The sequence below is a fragment of the Kitasatospora purpeofusca genome, assembly GCF_036010405.1.
Classification (GTDB): domain Bacteria; phylum Actinomycetota; class Actinomycetes; order Streptomycetales; family Streptomycetaceae; genus Kitasatospora; species Kitasatospora purpeofusca.
In genome coordinates this window covers 7,149,225-7,163,242 of record NZ_CP108561.1, presented here as the reverse complement: position 1 = coordinate 7,163,242, position 14,018 = coordinate 7,149,225, and the positions used below count along the sequence as shown (strand labels likewise).

The 14,018-nt window shown below is 70.5% G+C and carries 15 protein-coding genes and 1 pseudogene; 5 read left to right on the top strand and 11 right to left on the bottom strand.

What is annotated here, in order from left to right:
* Positions 1–16: 16 nt before the first annotated feature.
* A complete protein-coding gene (locus OG715_RS31405) occupies positions 17–838 on the bottom strand; it encodes a phosphatase PAP2 family protein (protein ID WP_266273926.1) in 822 nt (273 codons plus the stop codon).
* On the bottom strand, positions 838–1,692 hold the full coding sequence (gene lgt, locus OG715_RS31400; protein ID WP_266273927.1) for a prolipoprotein diacylglyceryl transferase: 855 nt from the start codon (positions 1,690–1,692) through the stop codon (positions 838–840). Before lgt ends, OG715_RS31405 begins: the two co-directional genes overlap by 1 nt.
* 170 nt (positions 1,693–1,862) lie before the next feature.
* Here lgt and OG715_RS31395 point away from each other — a divergent pair, with 170 nt between their 5' ends.
* Positions 1,863–2,375, top strand: coding sequence for a MarR family winged helix-turn-helix transcriptional regulator (locus OG715_RS31395; protein WP_266273929.1), 513 nt, complete (start codon positions 1,863–1,865; stop codon positions 2,373–2,375).
* Positions 2,376–2,511: 136 nt separating this feature from the next.
* On the opposite strand, the gene OG715_RS31390 is transcribed toward OG715_RS31395, so the two are convergent.
* The gene (locus tag OG715_RS31390; protein ID WP_266273930.1) at positions 2,512–2,931 is read right to left on the bottom strand and encodes a hypothetical protein; all 420 of its coding nucleotides are present in this window, start codon (positions 2,929–2,931) and stop codon (positions 2,512–2,514) included.
* 371 nt (positions 2,932–3,302) lie between these two features.
* Between OG715_RS31390 and OG715_RS31385 the strand changes: the two genes are divergently transcribed.
* Complete coding sequence (locus tag OG715_RS31385) at positions 3,303–4,184, top strand: potassium channel family protein (RefSeq protein WP_266273931.1); 882 nt, start codon at positions 3,303–3,305, stop codon at positions 4,182–4,184.
* A 44-nt stretch (positions 4,185–4,228) separates the two neighbouring features.
* Here OG715_RS31385 and OG715_RS31380 read toward each other — a convergent pair whose 3' ends face one another.
* The 5 genes from OG715_RS31380 to OG715_RS31360 all read right to left on the bottom strand — a co-directional run bounded on the left by OG715_RS31380 (position 4,229) and on the right by OG715_RS31360 (position 9,183).
* Positions 4,229–4,507, bottom strand: a complete 279-nt coding sequence (locus OG715_RS31380) for a hypothetical protein (RefSeq protein WP_266273932.1) — start codon at positions 4,505–4,507, stop codon at positions 4,229–4,231.
* Between the two features lie 346 nt (positions 4,508–4,853).
* Complete coding sequence (locus tag OG715_RS31375) at positions 4,854–6,143, bottom strand: helicase-associated domain-containing protein (protein WP_266273934.1); 1,290 nt, start codon at positions 6,141–6,143, stop codon at positions 4,854–4,856.
* Between the two features lie 50 nt (positions 6,144–6,193).
* Positions 6,194–6,919, bottom strand: coding sequence for a hypothetical protein (locus OG715_RS31370; protein WP_266273935.1), 726 nt, complete (start codon positions 6,917–6,919; stop codon positions 6,194–6,196).
* A gap of 399 nt (positions 6,920–7,318) precedes the next feature.
* Complete coding sequence (locus OG715_RS31365; protein ID WP_266273936.1) at positions 7,319–8,455, bottom strand: Fic family protein; 1,137 nt, start codon at positions 8,453–8,455, stop codon at positions 7,319–7,321.
* Positions 8,456–8,478: 23 nt separating this feature from the next.
* Positions 8,479–9,183, bottom strand: coding sequence for a UPF0158 family protein (locus OG715_RS31360; protein ID WP_266273937.1), 705 nt, complete (start codon positions 9,181–9,183; stop codon positions 8,479–8,481).
* Positions 9,184–9,292: 109 nt separating this feature from the next.
* Here OG715_RS31360 and OG715_RS31355 point away from each other — a divergent pair, with 109 nt between their 5' ends.
* Positions 9,293–9,856, top strand: a complete 564-nt coding sequence (locus OG715_RS31355; protein ID WP_327064174.1) for a hypothetical protein — start codon at positions 9,293–9,295, stop codon at positions 9,854–9,856.
* Between the two features lie 466 nt (positions 9,857–10,322).
* A complete protein-coding gene (locus OG715_RS31350; RefSeq protein ID WP_266273939.1) occupies positions 10,323–10,541 on the top strand; it encodes a hypothetical protein in 219 nt (72 codons plus the stop codon).
* 530 nt (positions 10,542–11,071) lie between these two features.
* Here OG715_RS31350 and OG715_RS42610 read toward each other — a convergent pair.
* Positions 11,072–11,308, bottom strand: a pseudogene (locus OG715_RS42610) (RHS repeat-associated core domain-containing protein); the annotation flags it as partial.
* Between the two features lie 197 nt (positions 11,309–11,505).
* Here OG715_RS42610 and OG715_RS31340 point away from each other — a divergent pair.
* Complete coding sequence (locus OG715_RS31340; protein WP_266273941.1) at positions 11,506–12,009, top strand: hypothetical protein; 504 nt, start codon at positions 11,506–11,508, stop codon at positions 12,007–12,009.
* Here the strand turns inward: OG715_RS31340 and OG715_RS31335 are convergent.
* Both OG715_RS31335 and OG715_RS31330 read right to left on the bottom strand, forming a co-directional pair.
* A complete protein-coding gene (locus OG715_RS31335) occupies positions 11,990–12,883 on the bottom strand; it encodes an IS5 family transposase (protein ID WP_266273942.1) in 894 nt (297 codons plus the stop codon). The two genes, OG715_RS31340 and OG715_RS31335, sit on opposite strands and share 20 nt — an antisense overlap.
* Before the next feature lie 416 nt (positions 12,884–13,299).
* Positions 13,300–13,995 carry an HNH endonuclease gene (locus OG715_RS31330; RefSeq protein ID WP_266273943.1) on the bottom strand — a complete coding sequence of 232 codons (696 nt, stop codon included), beginning with the start codon at positions 13,993–13,995 and terminating at the stop codon, positions 13,300–13,302.
* Positions 13,996–14,018: the final 23 nt, after the last annotated feature.

Here is a 14,018-nt window from a genome sequence, read left to right as displayed (position 1 = left end):
GGGGATGCCTGGGCGCTCAGCCGGCCGCCGGCGCCGGTGTAGCGGATCCGGGGCGGCCGACGAGCAGCCGGGCGGCGGCGAAGCCCGCGCCGATGGTGAGCAGCCCGGCCGCCGCGTCGGCCTCGAAGTGGTTGGCGGTGGCGAGGATCACCACCAGCGTGGCGACCGGGTAGCAGGCGGCGGCGATGCGCACGGTGCGCGTGCGGGCGTGGTGGTAGAGGACGACGGCGCACCAGGTGGCCCAGACGATGTGGACCGAGGGCATGGCGGCGTACTGGTTGGAGACCTGGTCGACCGATCCGGAGGCCCAGGATCCCCAGGTGTGGTGGACGACGACGGTGTCGATGAAGCCGTCGCCGGCCAGGAAGCGGGGTGGGGCGAGGGCGAAGAGGTAGAAGCCGGCGAGCGCGGCGGCGGTCGCGGCGTACAGGGCGGTGCGGGCGTGGCGGAAGTGGTCGGGCCGGCGGGCGTAGAGCCAGAGCAGGACGCCGATGGTGACGATGAAGTGCAGGGTGGCGTAGTAGTAGTCCATGCCGGTGATCAGCCAGGTGACGTGGTCGGCGGCGTGGTTGACGGCGAGTTCGAAGCTGAGGTGCAGGCTGCGTTCGGTGTCCAGGATCTCCTGCGCACGATGCAGGGCCGCGACACGGTGGTCGGGCACGGCGTTGCGGCTCACCGTGTACAGGGCGTAGCCGATGCCGGCGAGCAGGAGTTCGGCCCACCACGCGGGGCGGCCCGTGCGCGGCCGGCGCGCCGGGCGTGTCGCGTGGCGGTCGGCCGGGTCGGTGGCGGTCGGTCGGCGGGTGTCGGCGCTGTGTGTCGTCGCGGACCTGGGCATCAGACGCCCGCCCGGTCGCAGTCGGCGGGTGCCGCGATCCGCACGGGGCCGCCCTCGGGCGTTGTGCGGTGGCGGGTGGCGATCAGGTAGGCCACGGCGGCGGTGAAGACGATCAGGGCCGTCCAATCGTTCAGGCGCAGGCCCAGGATGTGGTTGGCGTGGTCGCTGCGCAGCGCCTCGACCCAGCCGCGACCGACGGTGTAGGCGGCGACGTACAGGGCGAACAGCCGGCCGGAGTGCAGCCGGTAGCGGCGGTCGGCCCACAGCAGGAGGGCGACGACGCCGAGGTTCCAGAGCGACTCGTAGAGGAAGGTGGGCTGGTACGTGGCGAGGCCCGGGGTGGCGGCGGGCCGGTTGGCGGGGTCGATGAGCAGGCCCCAGGGAAGGCTGGTCGGGTTTCCGAACAGTTCCTGGTTGAAGTAGTTGCCCCACCGGCCGAGGGCCTGCGCGAGGACGAGCCCCGGGGCGAGCGCATCCGCGTAGGCGGCCAGGCGGATGCCGCGCCGGCGGCAGCCGATCCACGCGCCGACGGCTCCGAGCGCGACCGCACCCCAGATGCCGAGCCCGCCGTCCCAGATGTACAGGGCGCGGATGGGCTGGTGGCCTGCGGTGAAGTACAGCTCCGGGTCGGTGATCACGTGGTACAGGCGGCCGCCGACGATGCCGAACGGCACCGCCCACACCGCGATGTCGGAGATGTCGTCGGGGTTTCCACCCAGCGCCGTCCACCGCCTGCGGGTGAGCCATACGGCTGCGGCGATGCCGGCGATGATGCACAGCGCGTACGCGCGGATGGGCACCGGGCCCAGGTGCCACACGCCCTGCGAGGGGCTGGGCAGGTAGGCGAGATCCATGAGCGCCGGGTTCCCTTTGCGGCCGGGCGCGGCGGTGGTTCCCGCCCCGCGAGGGGCACCACAGTACATCGGTCGACGAATAGATCGGCAACAGCAGTATTTGCCGTTTGATCCCGGCCGCTGCGGCCGGGCGCACCGCTCACCTCGGGCCCCGTGGTTAGGTTGGCGGCATGGCCAGCCTGCCGACCAACAGCCGTCCCGCCCACGACGAGCAGCCCGCGCTCGATGCCCACCTCCTCACCGAGGCGATCACCGGGCTTCGCCGCGCGCTTCGCGCCTCGATCCGGTCCGACTACCCATGGGAGACGCTCCCCATCGCCCAGGTGGAGATCCTCCAGTCGCTGGCCGAGTCCCAGCCCGCTCCGGCAGGCCAGCTCGCCGAACGGCTGCGCCTGGCGCCGAACACGGTCTCCGGACTCATCAGCCGTTTGATGGCCGCGGGCCTGGTCGTCCGTGGCACGGACGTCCGGGACCGCCGCCGGGCCGCCGTCCAACTCACCGAGGAGGGCGAGGAGCGCCTCGCCGCCTGGCAGCGCGCGCACGAACGCCGTATCGGAACAGCCCTCGACGCCCTCAGTGGAGACGAGCGCGCGGCCCTGGGCGCCGCGATTCCGGCCATGGCGGCCCTCGTGCGCGAGCTCCATCACGAACTCGCCGCCTCCCAGGCCGAACCGGAGGCATAGCCGCCGACACCGTGCCGCGGCACCTCACGGACGATCCGGCAGCGACCCGCTTTCAGACCCCGGCGCCCGCCCGCGTGACCCCCGCCGTCCGGCACGTGAACTCCGCGACGTCCCCCGCGGTGCGCACGCACTCGCGTCAGGCGGTCGGCGGCTCCGGGAGCATTCCGGCACCGACCAGCGCCAGCAGCCGCACCGGCAGCTCGGGGTCGGCCTGGCCCACGGTCAGGCCCAGCCACCGGTCAACGGACGGCTGCCACACCCGCAGCTCGGAGGCGACGCTGGCCAGGAACCCCAGTGGGCCCGGTGCGGCGGGGTCCGGCAGGTCGGTCTCGGAACAGAGCCACAGCTCGACCGTGGTCGGGGCGCCCCAGGTATTGGTGAGAGCGGCCGCAAGCATGTCAAGGGCCGCCTCCACCCTGCGCTCCTCCGCGTCGACCACATCCGGGTCGCGGACCTCCCAGAAGTCCCGGGACTCCAACAGCGCGGCCAGCCGGAAACCCGGACCGCTCCACTCCGCACCGTCCCGGTCCTCGATCTCGGCGAACGGAGCGGCCAACAGGCGATCGACGGCAGCCCGATGGGACGCAACATCGGTGTCCAACATGCTGCGAGCCTAGTCCCGCCCACGGACAGCCGGCCGACCGCCAGGGCGTGGGCGGGGGGACGAGCGAGGCGTGGTGGCCGCCGAGCACGAAGGAGTCGGTGAGGGCGCCCGGCAGGGCTCGCGGCGAGCCCGACAGGCCTCCCCTCCTGAGCTTCCGGTGTCCCGCGGCCGAGGCCATGCCGTTGCCCGACGGTTGCGCCGGGTGCACGGCTCCGGCCACCCTCCGAGACGCAGCACCTGCACGCAAGGCCCGGGTCCGTGCGCGCGGCTCCAGCGGTCACACCTCCCGGCGCGAGACCCTGACACCGCGGCGAAAGGAAGCTATGGACTGGCTGGTGACCGTTCTGGGGGCGCTCCTAGTGCTCCTCGTCCTGCGGGACGTGTTCCACACACTGTGGCACCCCACCCGCCACGGCGGACTCAGCAGACTCGTCATGACAGCCGCATGGCGGCTGACCTCGCACCTCAGCACACACCGGCGAGCAGCCGGGCTGGCGGGCCCGCTCGCCATGGTCTCGGTCGTGGCCCTGTGGGCATCCGCCGCAACGATCGGCTGGGCACTCGTCTACTGGCCGCACATGCCGGTCTCCTTCACCTACGCCACCGGCCTCGATCCCGCCGACCACGCCGGCTTCGTGGACGCGCTGTACGTCTCCCTCGTCAACCTCACCACCCTCGGCCTCGGGGACATCGCGCCGACCGCGGGATGGCTACGCATCGTCGCCCCCATCGAGGCCCTCGTCGGCTTCGCCCTCCTGAGCGCCACCGTCTCCTGGATCATCGGCATCTACCCCGCCCTCGCCCGCCGGCGCGCCCTGGCCCTGCGACTGTCCCATCTGCGCCGCAGCCGCCCCACGACAGGACTGAGCGGGGCAATCGCCGGGGCCACTCTGCTCGACAGCCTCTCCAGGGAAGTCGCCGTAGTATCCGTCGACTTCATGCAGTACGCCGAGTCCTACTACTTCTACGACGGCAACGACCGCACCTCACTGCCCGCCCAGATCGGCGACGCCGTCGAACAAGCCGACCAAGCCGCAGCCGCCGCTCATCCGGAGGTCCGGCACTCCGGTTCGGCGCTCAAAGCAGCCCTCGAAGATCTCGCCGCCATCCTCGACGAACGCTTCCTCCACACACACGGCACACCGAAGCAGACATTCGAAGCCTACGCACGCGACCACGGCCGCCAATCCGGGTCGGCAGGCTGAGGTACAACCCCGTCGGGCGCCATGTGCCCGGCGACCCGCTTCCGTCAGGTCCCGCGCCACCCTGGAGCGACGAAGGCGGCGTCGACCCCGACCAGCGCGAGATGATCGCCGCACGGGGCTGCGGCGAGCGTGACCACCCGGCCCGCATCACCACTGGTCTCGACAAACGCCGGCGCCCCACCCTGCTGAACCTGGCCTGTGCCCTCCCCGAAGAACTCCTCGCCGGCATCCACAGCTGCTGGCTCCCCCAGCGAGTACGACGAATCGACGGAGACCTCAGCGACGACGCCGAAGACCATGGCGCCGAAGGCGCCGAGCAGCACAAGAACCAGCAGCGGCGAACGCGGCCGAGCCCGGACTGTGGTTGCATCTCCCCTTGTAGCTGGCCAAGGGAGACCCGCAGGTCAATAACCATTCTCCGGGCTTAGTGGTCGCACGGTGGTCGCCCCAGAGGAGCAGCCGATTCGTTCAGGTCTGGGTCCATCTCGTCCACCTCCCATGACGCCTGATCCCATCTCATGACACCCAGTCCGTGAGAGGCGCGTGAGAGGCCGGTGAGCCGCAGGAGCTTCCTCACTGCGGCTCACCTCGTTCTGAGTCGGTTCCCCGTCATCGCCAGACACGCTGGTTCAGGCTGTTGCTTCGGCGAGTGACCTTGGCATCCGGTGGTCATCGGACCTGCGCCAGCGGGTATCCCTGGGCGAGGACAGTCTTGCGGAAGGCGGCGAGCCGGTCGGCGGGGACGGCGATGTGGCGCTCCCCCAGCCGGGTCGCGAAGGTACGCAGGTGCCGGTCCCCGGCCAGGAGGGCCGCCACCGCAGGGTCCGCGCATTCGATCAGGTGGACCGGGCCGGTGTCACGAACCTGGCCGAGGCGGCGGGCCGTGTCCTCCAGGAGCGTCGTGACGGTCTGCGACAGCGGATGCCGACTTGCCGACTCAAGGTAGCGGCGCAGCTCGGTGAGGTCGCGTCCGGCGTCGGCGGCTCGAAGCAGGGAGCGGCGGGTGAGGCTCCAGACGCGGTCGCCGGTCTTGTCTGCGAAGGCGTCCAGGAGCATGGCGTCGGCGGGGGCCAGTCCGTCGAGGGCGGCGATGTCGTGGTTCGGCAGTACGGTGAGCCGGCCGAGCGGGGTTGCCGGTTGGGGCTTGGGGCTTGGGGTATAGGTGGCCGCTTGGTCGGTGGCGTAGGCGCCGAGTGGGTTGAGGCGCAGGGCGAGCAGGCCGTCGTAGCGGCTGAGTTGTTCAAGGTAGTCGCCGCCCCAGTTGTTCTGGTAGTCGGTGCGGGCTCCGGCGGGCGGGATGTAGTCGATGTCGATCAGGCCGAGGACGGCGGCGTATTCGAACAGCACGGCGAGGGTATAGCGTCCTTGGAGCAGCGACCAGTCGTGGTGGCCGTCGTAACCGAGGCTTCCGTACTGGGGGTCCTCCAGGTACAGCTTCCACAGGGCACGTTCGCTGCGGGTGATGACGGGGTCCTGGCCGGCTCGGCGCATCTGGGCGAACAGATCGTCCGCGGTGATCCATTGGCCGGTGGTGCGGGCGGTGAGTGCCTGGCCGACGAGTTCGCGACGCGATCGGACGGCGGTGAGCACGTTCGCGGCGCGCTGGCCCTTGATCTCCTCGATCCGGTTGAACTCGTCCAGCAGGGTGTTCTTCAGCCAGCGCTGCCAGAGGGCCACGATGGTCTCGTGTGCGGGCTTGGCGAGTGCGGTGCGGCCGCGCGGGGTCAGCGTGAGCCTGCCTGATGCGAGGGTTGCCAGGGCGCCTGCCTGGAGGAGCAGGGGCCAGGCGAAGGCGGCGATGGCCTCGTGCTCGTAGAAGTCGTCGCCGTCGAGGACCTCGCCGATCGCGGCGACGGCGGCCGCGCTCGGCCTGCGGGTCTTCTCGCTGCAGCGCAGCTTGCCCGTCGCGCACAGCTGGAGCATGGCGGCCAGGTTGGCCTGCGCCTCGTGTTCGGTCACACGGACCCGGCGTCCTTTCTCCTGGCGGTCATCGAGCTGGTGATCGATGCTCATACCTGCCCCATCGCCACGGTGTAGTGAAAGCCGTCCGTTCCGCAGGACTGCTCCAGGGTGTGGACGATGTGCCGGGCGTCGTCGTACGGGCCGGAGACGTAGAACGGCTTCCCCTCGCGGCCGAAGACGATCGCGGGCTCATCGCCTCGCACAGACCCGAGGTAAGGGGCGGTATCCGCGAAGCCGGGTGCGGGTGTGAAGCCGAGGGAACGCGCGTACGCGACCGCGCCTTGCACGATCGTGCGAGCCTGGTCGAGCTCGATGCTCAGCGGCGGCTGGTCGAAGGCCGAGTAGTACCGGCGCAGATAGGCAAGGAGTGAGCCAGCTCCGACAACCTCCGGCTCGACGGTGTTCTTCACACCCAAGCAGTAGACGTCCACCAGGAACCCGCACACTGTCACTCTGCTGGCTCGCTCCTGACGGGCCACCAGCACCTGCGCGAAACCGCCGGTCGCGGGATCAGCGGTGGCATGCGGGTCGGCCTGCGCCCACGCGGACGCGGCGGCCAGTCCCAGGCCGGCGCTCCAGCCCGCGTTCACCCAGCATCCGACCACCGGCCGATCGGCCGGGTCCCTCCCTTCCGCCCGGCACTCGGCGGCCTGTCGCAGCAGCGCACTCGCCTGCGCGGGGCGCAGACCGAGCGCCCTGGCGATCTGCTTCGGCCCGCTCCCCGCGGCCCGCAGCTCCAAGACCCTCGCCAGCACATCGTTACTCTCCATCACCCGGGCATTCTCCACCAGCCCCGCACTACCTTGGACCTGGCCCTGGGATGTCGACCCGAACGGCTGGCAGACGCTTCAAGCAACCGCCGGCGCCCCTGATGGCGGTATACCCTGCGCTCCGAGCCCAGCTTCAGCGGTGGAACTGCCATCCGTTCTCCACGAAGACCCGCCATGTCGCCCGTGTCCCGCAGCGGCAAGCCCGAGAAGAAGAACCAGGGCGCCAGGGGACGATAGGGCAACCCTGGCCGCCGTGTCCCAGGGAGGCCGCCGGGCCGCCGAGCACTGCCCCCAGGTGCACTGACCCATCGCCTGCCCCTCGGACGAATCCGAGGGCCGCAGTCCCAGCGCACCTGCGCCCGGACCGGTCTGCTGGCAGCCCCCGCCAATGACCGCAGGACCTCACTCGGCGAACGGGTCAACCAGGGCCATCGGAGTACGTGCCACCTCCAGTGCGAGCTGTGGGAATCGGGGTCCGGCCGTGTAGTACCTCGCCCGAGTACGCCCGACCGGCTCAAGCACCTGGGTAGCGACCATGTCTCGTAGATCTCGCTGCGCCTGCTGCAGGCTCAGACTCTCGGCGTGCTCGTAGCGCGAGCGCCGCACACGGCCAGCCATCGCCACATCGTGCAGGGCGGAGACCAGGCGCTCGTCGACGCCTGCGCCTGCCGCGAAGTCGGCAAGCAGGCCCCAGACCCGCCCAGACCTCTCAAGGCGGGCTCGTACGGTCTGCGCCTGCTGATGGTAAGCGGTCAGGTTGAAGCGAACCCAGCTGGAGACATCCTGGTCGGGCACGTACTCGGAGCCGCGGCGACCCAGCTCCCGGTAGTACTCCCAGGTATTGCCCGGACGCCCCAGCCAGGCCTCGATCGAGGAGAACTCCGGCGCCAGTACCCCCTCTCTGGCGATCATGAGCGTCTGCAGCGAGCGTGACATCCGGCCGTTCCCGTCCGCCCATGGATGAATGGCCACCAGATGCAGGTGCGCCATGGCGGCCCGTACCAGCGGGTGGGTACCATCGTCGGAGTTCAGCCAGTCCACCAACTCCCCCATCAACGCCGAGACATCCCCCGCGTCGGGGGCGGTGTAGGCGGCAATGCTCGGATCGCGGGCATCGGTGACATACACAGGCCCCCTCCGCCACTGCCCGGCCGGCTTTCGCACAGTGTGACGATGCCCCTGCAGCATCCAGTGCAGGGCATTGAGAAGGCCCTTGCTATAGGAGAAGTCCTCGACATCGAAAAGCGTCTGGATGTACGTCATCATCCGCTGGTAGGCGAGCGTCTCCTCGCGGTTCTCCTCCGACACCTCGACGTCGCGCTCACCTTCCAGAAGGTCCTCGACGTCGACCGTGGCGACCTTGAATCCCTCGATGGAGTTGGACGCCGCCACGGCATCGGCCGTCAGGAACTTACGCAGGCCCTCAGTCCACTTCGAGGGAGCCGAACGCACCTGGTGGCGCAGAGCCAGGCGCATGCTCTCGACGTCGTGGAGAACTCCTTCGTCGCGAGCAGTGAGGACAGGGATAGGGAAGAGCATGCAGCAATGATAGAGTGACGCAGTCATTGCGTCAAATCGCGAGGCGCCGGACGGTAGCCGTACCCGGCGAGCCAGGCCCGCGCCCGGCCGCGCTGCCGCTCCTCGGCGAACACGTGGAACCGGCGCAACTCGTCCTCACGGCGCGCCAGGACGTCCTTGAAACGGCGGAACGCCCCACGGCCCGTGATCGCGATCTCCAGGCGATCCGTGAAATCGGCGTCACCGACTGTCGCGATGAACAGCTCCATATCCCGGTAGCCATCCCGGGGGCCCTCGCACCACACCGGTAGCCACCGCTCGGGGTCTTCGTCATCCTCCGTCTGCTCGTCGGAGTCGGCCTGCTGGGGCCAGCAGTCACCGGTGGTCAGGTCGATCCGGCCACCGCCGAAGACCGGGTCGCCTTCCAGCAGCCCGGACAACTCCTCCAGATCCACCGGCAGTGGCCTGAGCACCCGCACGCGGCCGGCGCCCAGCGCGGCCTCGAGCTGCCGTGCCAACTCCGCGTCCCCCTCCCAGTCGCGCTCGGTGAGCCCGACGACGCACTGTGCGGCCAGTTCCTCCGCGCCCGGCACCCGCGCGGTCACCGCGTCGCCGACGGCATCCCCCACCTGCTGCAGAACCTCGGCCAGCAGTTGCTCCGACAGCAGCGCGACCAGCGCTGCCCAGTCGCCGGCATGCCGCGCCGCGCGCAGCTGCCGCAGACTCTCCTCGCTCCACGTACCCCTCATGGACAGCACGGTAGCCGCATACCCGATCCGGCGAACGCCAGGTCCTCGGTCAGGGAACAGGCCCTCGGGCGTCTACTCGCGGGCATGCCCGATGTGGTGGGATGGGCGCATGGGCGCGAACACGGTCTCCCCGGAAGGGCTCGCCACACTGGTGGACAGGTTGCGGTGGGACAAGCGCCGCCATCCTTACCACGGGCGCGGCGAGTACCAGGCAACCGCCCACCAAGCACTGGAGACCGCGACCGCCCTGGTCGAGGCCGGCCACGCCCAAACGGTCGTGCGGACGCTGCGCACCGCCGTGGACCGGGTCACCCGCACGCTGATGTATCTGGACGACTCCTCCGGCATCGTCGGCGACGCGCTGCAGGAACTGACCGACCTGTACGCCCGCGCCCTCGAACTCGCTCCGCCCGCCAGCCCGAAGACCCTCGCCTCGTGGCTGGTGGCGGCACAGTTCGACGGGCCCGGCTGGCCCGCATCCACCTGCGCGCCTTCGCCCCAGCCCTCGGCGAGAAAGGAATCGCCGACATCGCCGCCCAGGTCGAGGCCCGCGCCGCCAGTGCCGCACCGGACTCCTGGAGCGCTCAGTTCTCCGTCCGCGACTTCCGCGAACAGCTCGCTGAACTCACCGGCGACGTTGACCACTACGTCGCAGTCCTCGCCGAGGACTTGAAGAGCCCCGAGCAGTACCAAAAGATCACCCTGGCACTGGTGGCCGCCGACCGCACCGCGGAGGCCGCGGCCTGGGCCCGGCGCGGACTGGCCCACCACCCCGGCAACCCCTACAGCGAACGCCTTCGCGACCTGCTGGTCGACCTCCTCCTCGACGACGACCAACCGGCCGATGCGCTCGAGGTGCGCATCGCCGAGTTCAACCGACACCCGGTCGCCGCCACCTACCGGGCCCTCGCCGCCACCTGCGAGCGCATCGGCGACACCGCGCCGCTCGCCTCGGCCCTGGATGAACTACGCGCCCGCGCCACCGCCGACCCCAACCGCCTCAGCGAACTCGTCCGGCCCTCACGCTGGCGGGCCTGGACGACGAGGCCTGGTCCACCGCCGCCGCCCATCCCCACCAGGTCGGCCCGCTTCTGCTGCACAGCCTCGTCGAACAGCGCGAGACCACCCACCCCGCCGACGTGCTGCCCGCCTACCGATACCTCGTCCAGGCCCAGCTCTCCGACACCAGCAAGTACCGCTACGACCGCGCGGTCAAGCTGCTGCGCCGCCTGCGCGCCGCCCACGCCGCAGCTGGCAACCCAGACGGATTCAGCGACTACCTCACCGAACTACGGGACGAGCACAAGCGCAAGACCACCTTCATCGCCAAACTCGACAAGGCCGGCCTGACCCCCTGACCCGCCCAGTGCGGAGACGGTCAAGGCCGGAACGGTTACCAGCGGCGCAACGCCTTCCATCGCTGTTCGAAGGCGGCTACTCCCTGCGGGCCGAGCAACTGCCGGTACGCGGCGGGCGGGTTCAGGCACGAGTCCATGTCGCAGGCCGCGGCCAGCTCCACCGGATCCGGCCGGAGCCGCTCGCACAACTCCACGCGAACGGCGCCGAGTTCACCGCCGATCGCGCCCGACTCGGCGGCTTCACCCGCTCCGCCGGACATGCCGATGTCCATCTTCATCGCGACGTCGAACTTGCCTTGGGCGATGAGGGCGCGTTGCTTGGCGCGCCATGCCTTGCCCTCCGCGCTGGATCCGGTGCTGATGAAGTCGCGGTGGTCGTCGTAGTCCATCCGGATCGCCGGCCCGGGCCCGTAGCCGAGCTGGGCGGTGCCGACGCCCAGGTAGGCGTCCCGGGCCGGTATGTGGTTGCGCTCGTAGCTGTTGTTGTCGCTGCCGTCGGTCCAGTTGCTCGGCCGCAGGCTGTAGTGCGATCCGCCCCAGCCGACGGGCTGTCGACGCGGGGCCAGGCCCAGCGGGTCGGTGAAGAACAGCGGGTTGGGGACGTAGGCGTGCGGGTTGGGACCGCCGTCCAGGCCGAGCGGGTCGCTGCTCAGGTAGCGGCCGGTCGACGGGTCATAGTAGCGGAAGCAGTTGTACTCGAGGCCCGACTCCGCATCGTGGTACTGGCCCGGCCTGGGCAGGTCAGACCTGATCGAAGGCCTGGTCCACCTCACGGAACTCAGCGCGCACGAGGTCACCGCACCGGAGGACGTCGTACGCGAGCGCGACAACGTCAGCGTCATGCTCAGAAGCGATTCCCAAACCGAAGGTAGGGTCACGTTTTCCCAGGTGAGGTATGTGGCCGCCGCTCGGTAGGCATGCTCGGTCCGTCTGTGTCGGTGCGGGGCGTGCTTGGAGGTGGCGGATGCCGTCGGTGCTGGGGGTGCTGGAGCTGCGCGAGCGGGTGGCGCTGGCCCGTGCGGAGGAGTTGCGGGCCGAGTTGGAGCGGCTTCAGGCTGCTGTGGTCGAGGCGGATGAGGCCGCGCGGCGCGCGGTCATCGCCCGGGAGGAGACCGTCGCTGCCTTGGCCGAGTTGGCCGATGAGGCCGCGGTGACCGGGGCGCCTGCTGGCGGTCCGGTGGTGGAGCCGGTTGCGGGTGCTGCCGGGCCGCGGCTCGAAGTCCCCGTCTGGTCCGAGGGGTTGGGGGTTGATGTGCTTCCGTCGGACTGCGCGCGGATCGTTGCCCTGGTCGAGCGCGATGCGGCCAGTGGTGGGGAGGGGGTGCGGGCTCGGCGGATGCGCGAGGATCTGGGCTGGCTCGCGGGTGACGCGAAGGAGCAGGCGGCTCGGTTCCGGGCGAAGCGGCTGGTGGAGCGGGGCTGGTTGAGCGAGGGGCGGCCGGGGTTGTTCAGGCCGCGGACCGCTTGACGCGGCGGGGTGCGGGCCGGCCGGAGCGGGCCAGGCGGCGGGTGGCCGGGACGCTCGCGGCCCACCAGGCCATCGCCTCGGCGCTGTCGATGCGGGTCTCGTAGTCCCGGGCGAGGCGCCGGGCCCGGATCAGGTGGGAGAAAGATCGTTCCACGACCCAGCGGCGCGGCAGCACGACGAACCCGGTGGCGTCGTCGCTGCGCTTGACGACGGTCAGCGCGAGGGCCAGGACGGTCGCGGCGAAGGCGACCAGCCAGCCGGTGTAGCCGCCGTCGGCCCAGACCAGGGCGATGCGGTGGTGTTCGGCGCGCAGTTGTTCCAGCAGGTCGCGGCCGGCGTCGTTGTCCTTGACCGAAGCGGCGGTGACCATCACCACCAGCAGCGGGCCCAGGGTGTCCACGGCGATGTGCCGTTTGCGGCCGTTGATCTTCTTTCCGGCGTCGTAGCCGCGGGTGGCCGCGCCGACGGTGGCGTCGGCCTTCACCGATTGTGAGTCGATGATCGCGGCCGTGGGCTCCTCCTTCTTCCCGGCCAGTTCGCGCAGGTGCTTGCGCAGTCGACTGTAGAGCTCCTTGATGAAGTCGTTGTCGCGCCAGCGGCGAAAGAACCGGTAGACGGCCCGCCACTTGGGGAAGTCGGCGGGCAGGCCGGCCCAGCGAACGCCCTCGGCGACCAGGTAGCGCACCGCGTCGATCATCTGCCGGTGGCAGAAGCCCTCCGGGCGCCCGCCGCGTCCGTTCATCCAGGCCGGAACCGGCAGCAGCGGCCGCACGATCGCCCACTCCGCGTCGGTGAGGTCGGAGCCGTAGCGGCGGGTCCGGCCGGGCTGGTCGGCGGCATTCCCGAGTCGGTGTGCGAGGCAATCGCACGACATGCCGGAACTGGACGCGGACGGCGCGAGCACGCCACAGTGGGACACCAGGGCCTCCTGTTGGTTCGTTGACTCGACATCACCGAACTGTGCAGGAGGCCCTTCTTCTATGCGCCGGCCGCGGAGTGATCACCTGAACGAGGCTGATCCGCGCGGAAGTTCGACCGGCAGCCGGGTTCCCCGGTTTGGGAATCGCTTCTGAGCTTAGCCGGGGACGCCGACAGCCAGGTCCGGAAGTAGCAGCCAGGTGGCCACAGATGTCGCCTGGCGGGCGCTCCGGCTCGGTAGAGCGGGGCTCGGCGGCGCGATCCGGTGCCGCCGCCAACGGCGGGTGCCGACGCAAGGCTCGGCCCTTCCGATGTCGGCTCCGACCGATGACGTGGTCAGTCCCACAGGGTCACCGGGCCCACCTGCGTGTCCTACCGGATGAGCAGTGCCGCTCGCAGCCCGGGTTCGCGGAGGTGGGTAAGGAGCTCGGGGTCGTCGTCGAAGAGGATCTCGGCGGCGGGGTCGAGGGCCTGGTGCAGCATCGCCTGGACGACGTCGGCCATCGGCTGTTCGTTGACGACTGCGGCCCAGCGAGCGGCGTCGTCGTGGTCGCCCTCGGCGGTGGCGCCGGCCCACTGAGCGACACAGGCCTTGGTGACGTGGAATGCGTTCACCCGGCCCTTGGCCAGCAGGCCGCGGTTGAGATCGAACAGGTCGATGGTGGCCTCGCCCCTGGGGGTGAGCGGGTGGTACTGACCGACTGCCAGGACCAGGCGCAGGTGCGGTGTCGGGTCCTCGGCCGTGGGGTCGATGAGCAGCGGGTTCCCGCCGTCGTCGAGCGGGAAACCGGCGCCCTTCAGATGGCTGTTGCACAGCGAGCAGGCGAGGACGTGGTTGGTCCAGTCGAAGGCGCGCATCGGGTGCAGGTCGATCGGCTCGAAGTGGTCGATGTCGGTGCCCTGGTTGTCCCCGCAGTACATGCACCGCTCTCGCCCGGCCGCCATGTCCGCGAGGAGGTCCCGAAGCGGCGCGTGCACGTTCCGTCGCACCGTGGTGTGCTTCCAGAGCTCTCGCGCCCGCGTCGCGGGCTTCTCGGCGAGCACGATGTCGCAGGTGCATTCGGCCATGCGGGAGCCCGGTGGCTCCGGGA

What these genes read in the sequence shown, in the direction of transcription:
- OG715_RS31365 (WP_266273936.1), bottom strand. Translation starts at nt 8,455, where the DNA reads ATGCTCTTCCCTATCCCTGTCCTCACTGCTCGCGACGAAGGAGTTCTC.
- OG715_RS31330 (WP_266273943.1), bottom strand. Translation starts at nt 13,995, where the DNA reads ATGGCCGAATGCACCTGCGACATCGTGCTCGCCGAGAAGCCCGCGACG.
- OG715_RS31335 (WP_266273942.1), bottom strand. Translation starts at nt 12,883, where the DNA reads ATGTCGTGCGATTGCCTCGCACACCGACTCGGGAATGCCGCCGACCAG.
- OG715_RS31385 (WP_266273931.1), top strand. Translation starts at nt 3,303, where the DNA reads ATGGACTGGCTGGTGACCGTTCTGGGGGCGCTCCTAGTGCTCCTCGTC.
- OG715_RS31360 (WP_266273937.1), bottom strand. Translation starts at nt 9,183, where the DNA reads ATGAGGGGTACGTGGAGCGAGGAGAGTCTGCGGCAGCTGCGCGCGGCG.
- OG715_RS31405 (WP_266273926.1), bottom strand. Translation starts at nt 838, where the DNA reads ATGCCCAGGTCCGCGACGACACACAGCGCCGACACCCGCCGACCGACC.
- OG715_RS31340 (WP_266273941.1), top strand. Translation starts at nt 11,506, where the DNA reads ATGCCGTCGGTGCTGGGGGTGCTGGAGCTGCGCGAGCGGGTGGCGCTG.
- OG715_RS31355 (WP_327064174.1), top strand. Translation starts at nt 9,293, where the DNA reads ATGGGCGCGAACACGGTCTCCCCGGAAGGGCTCGCCACACTGGTGGAC.
- lgt (WP_266273927.1), bottom strand. Translation starts at nt 1,692, where the DNA reads ATGGATCTCGCCTACCTGCCCAGCCCCTCGCAGGGCGTGTGGCACCTG.
- OG715_RS31395 (WP_266273929.1), top strand. Translation starts at nt 1,863, where the DNA reads ATGGCCAGCCTGCCGACCAACAGCCGTCCCGCCCACGACGAGCAGCCC.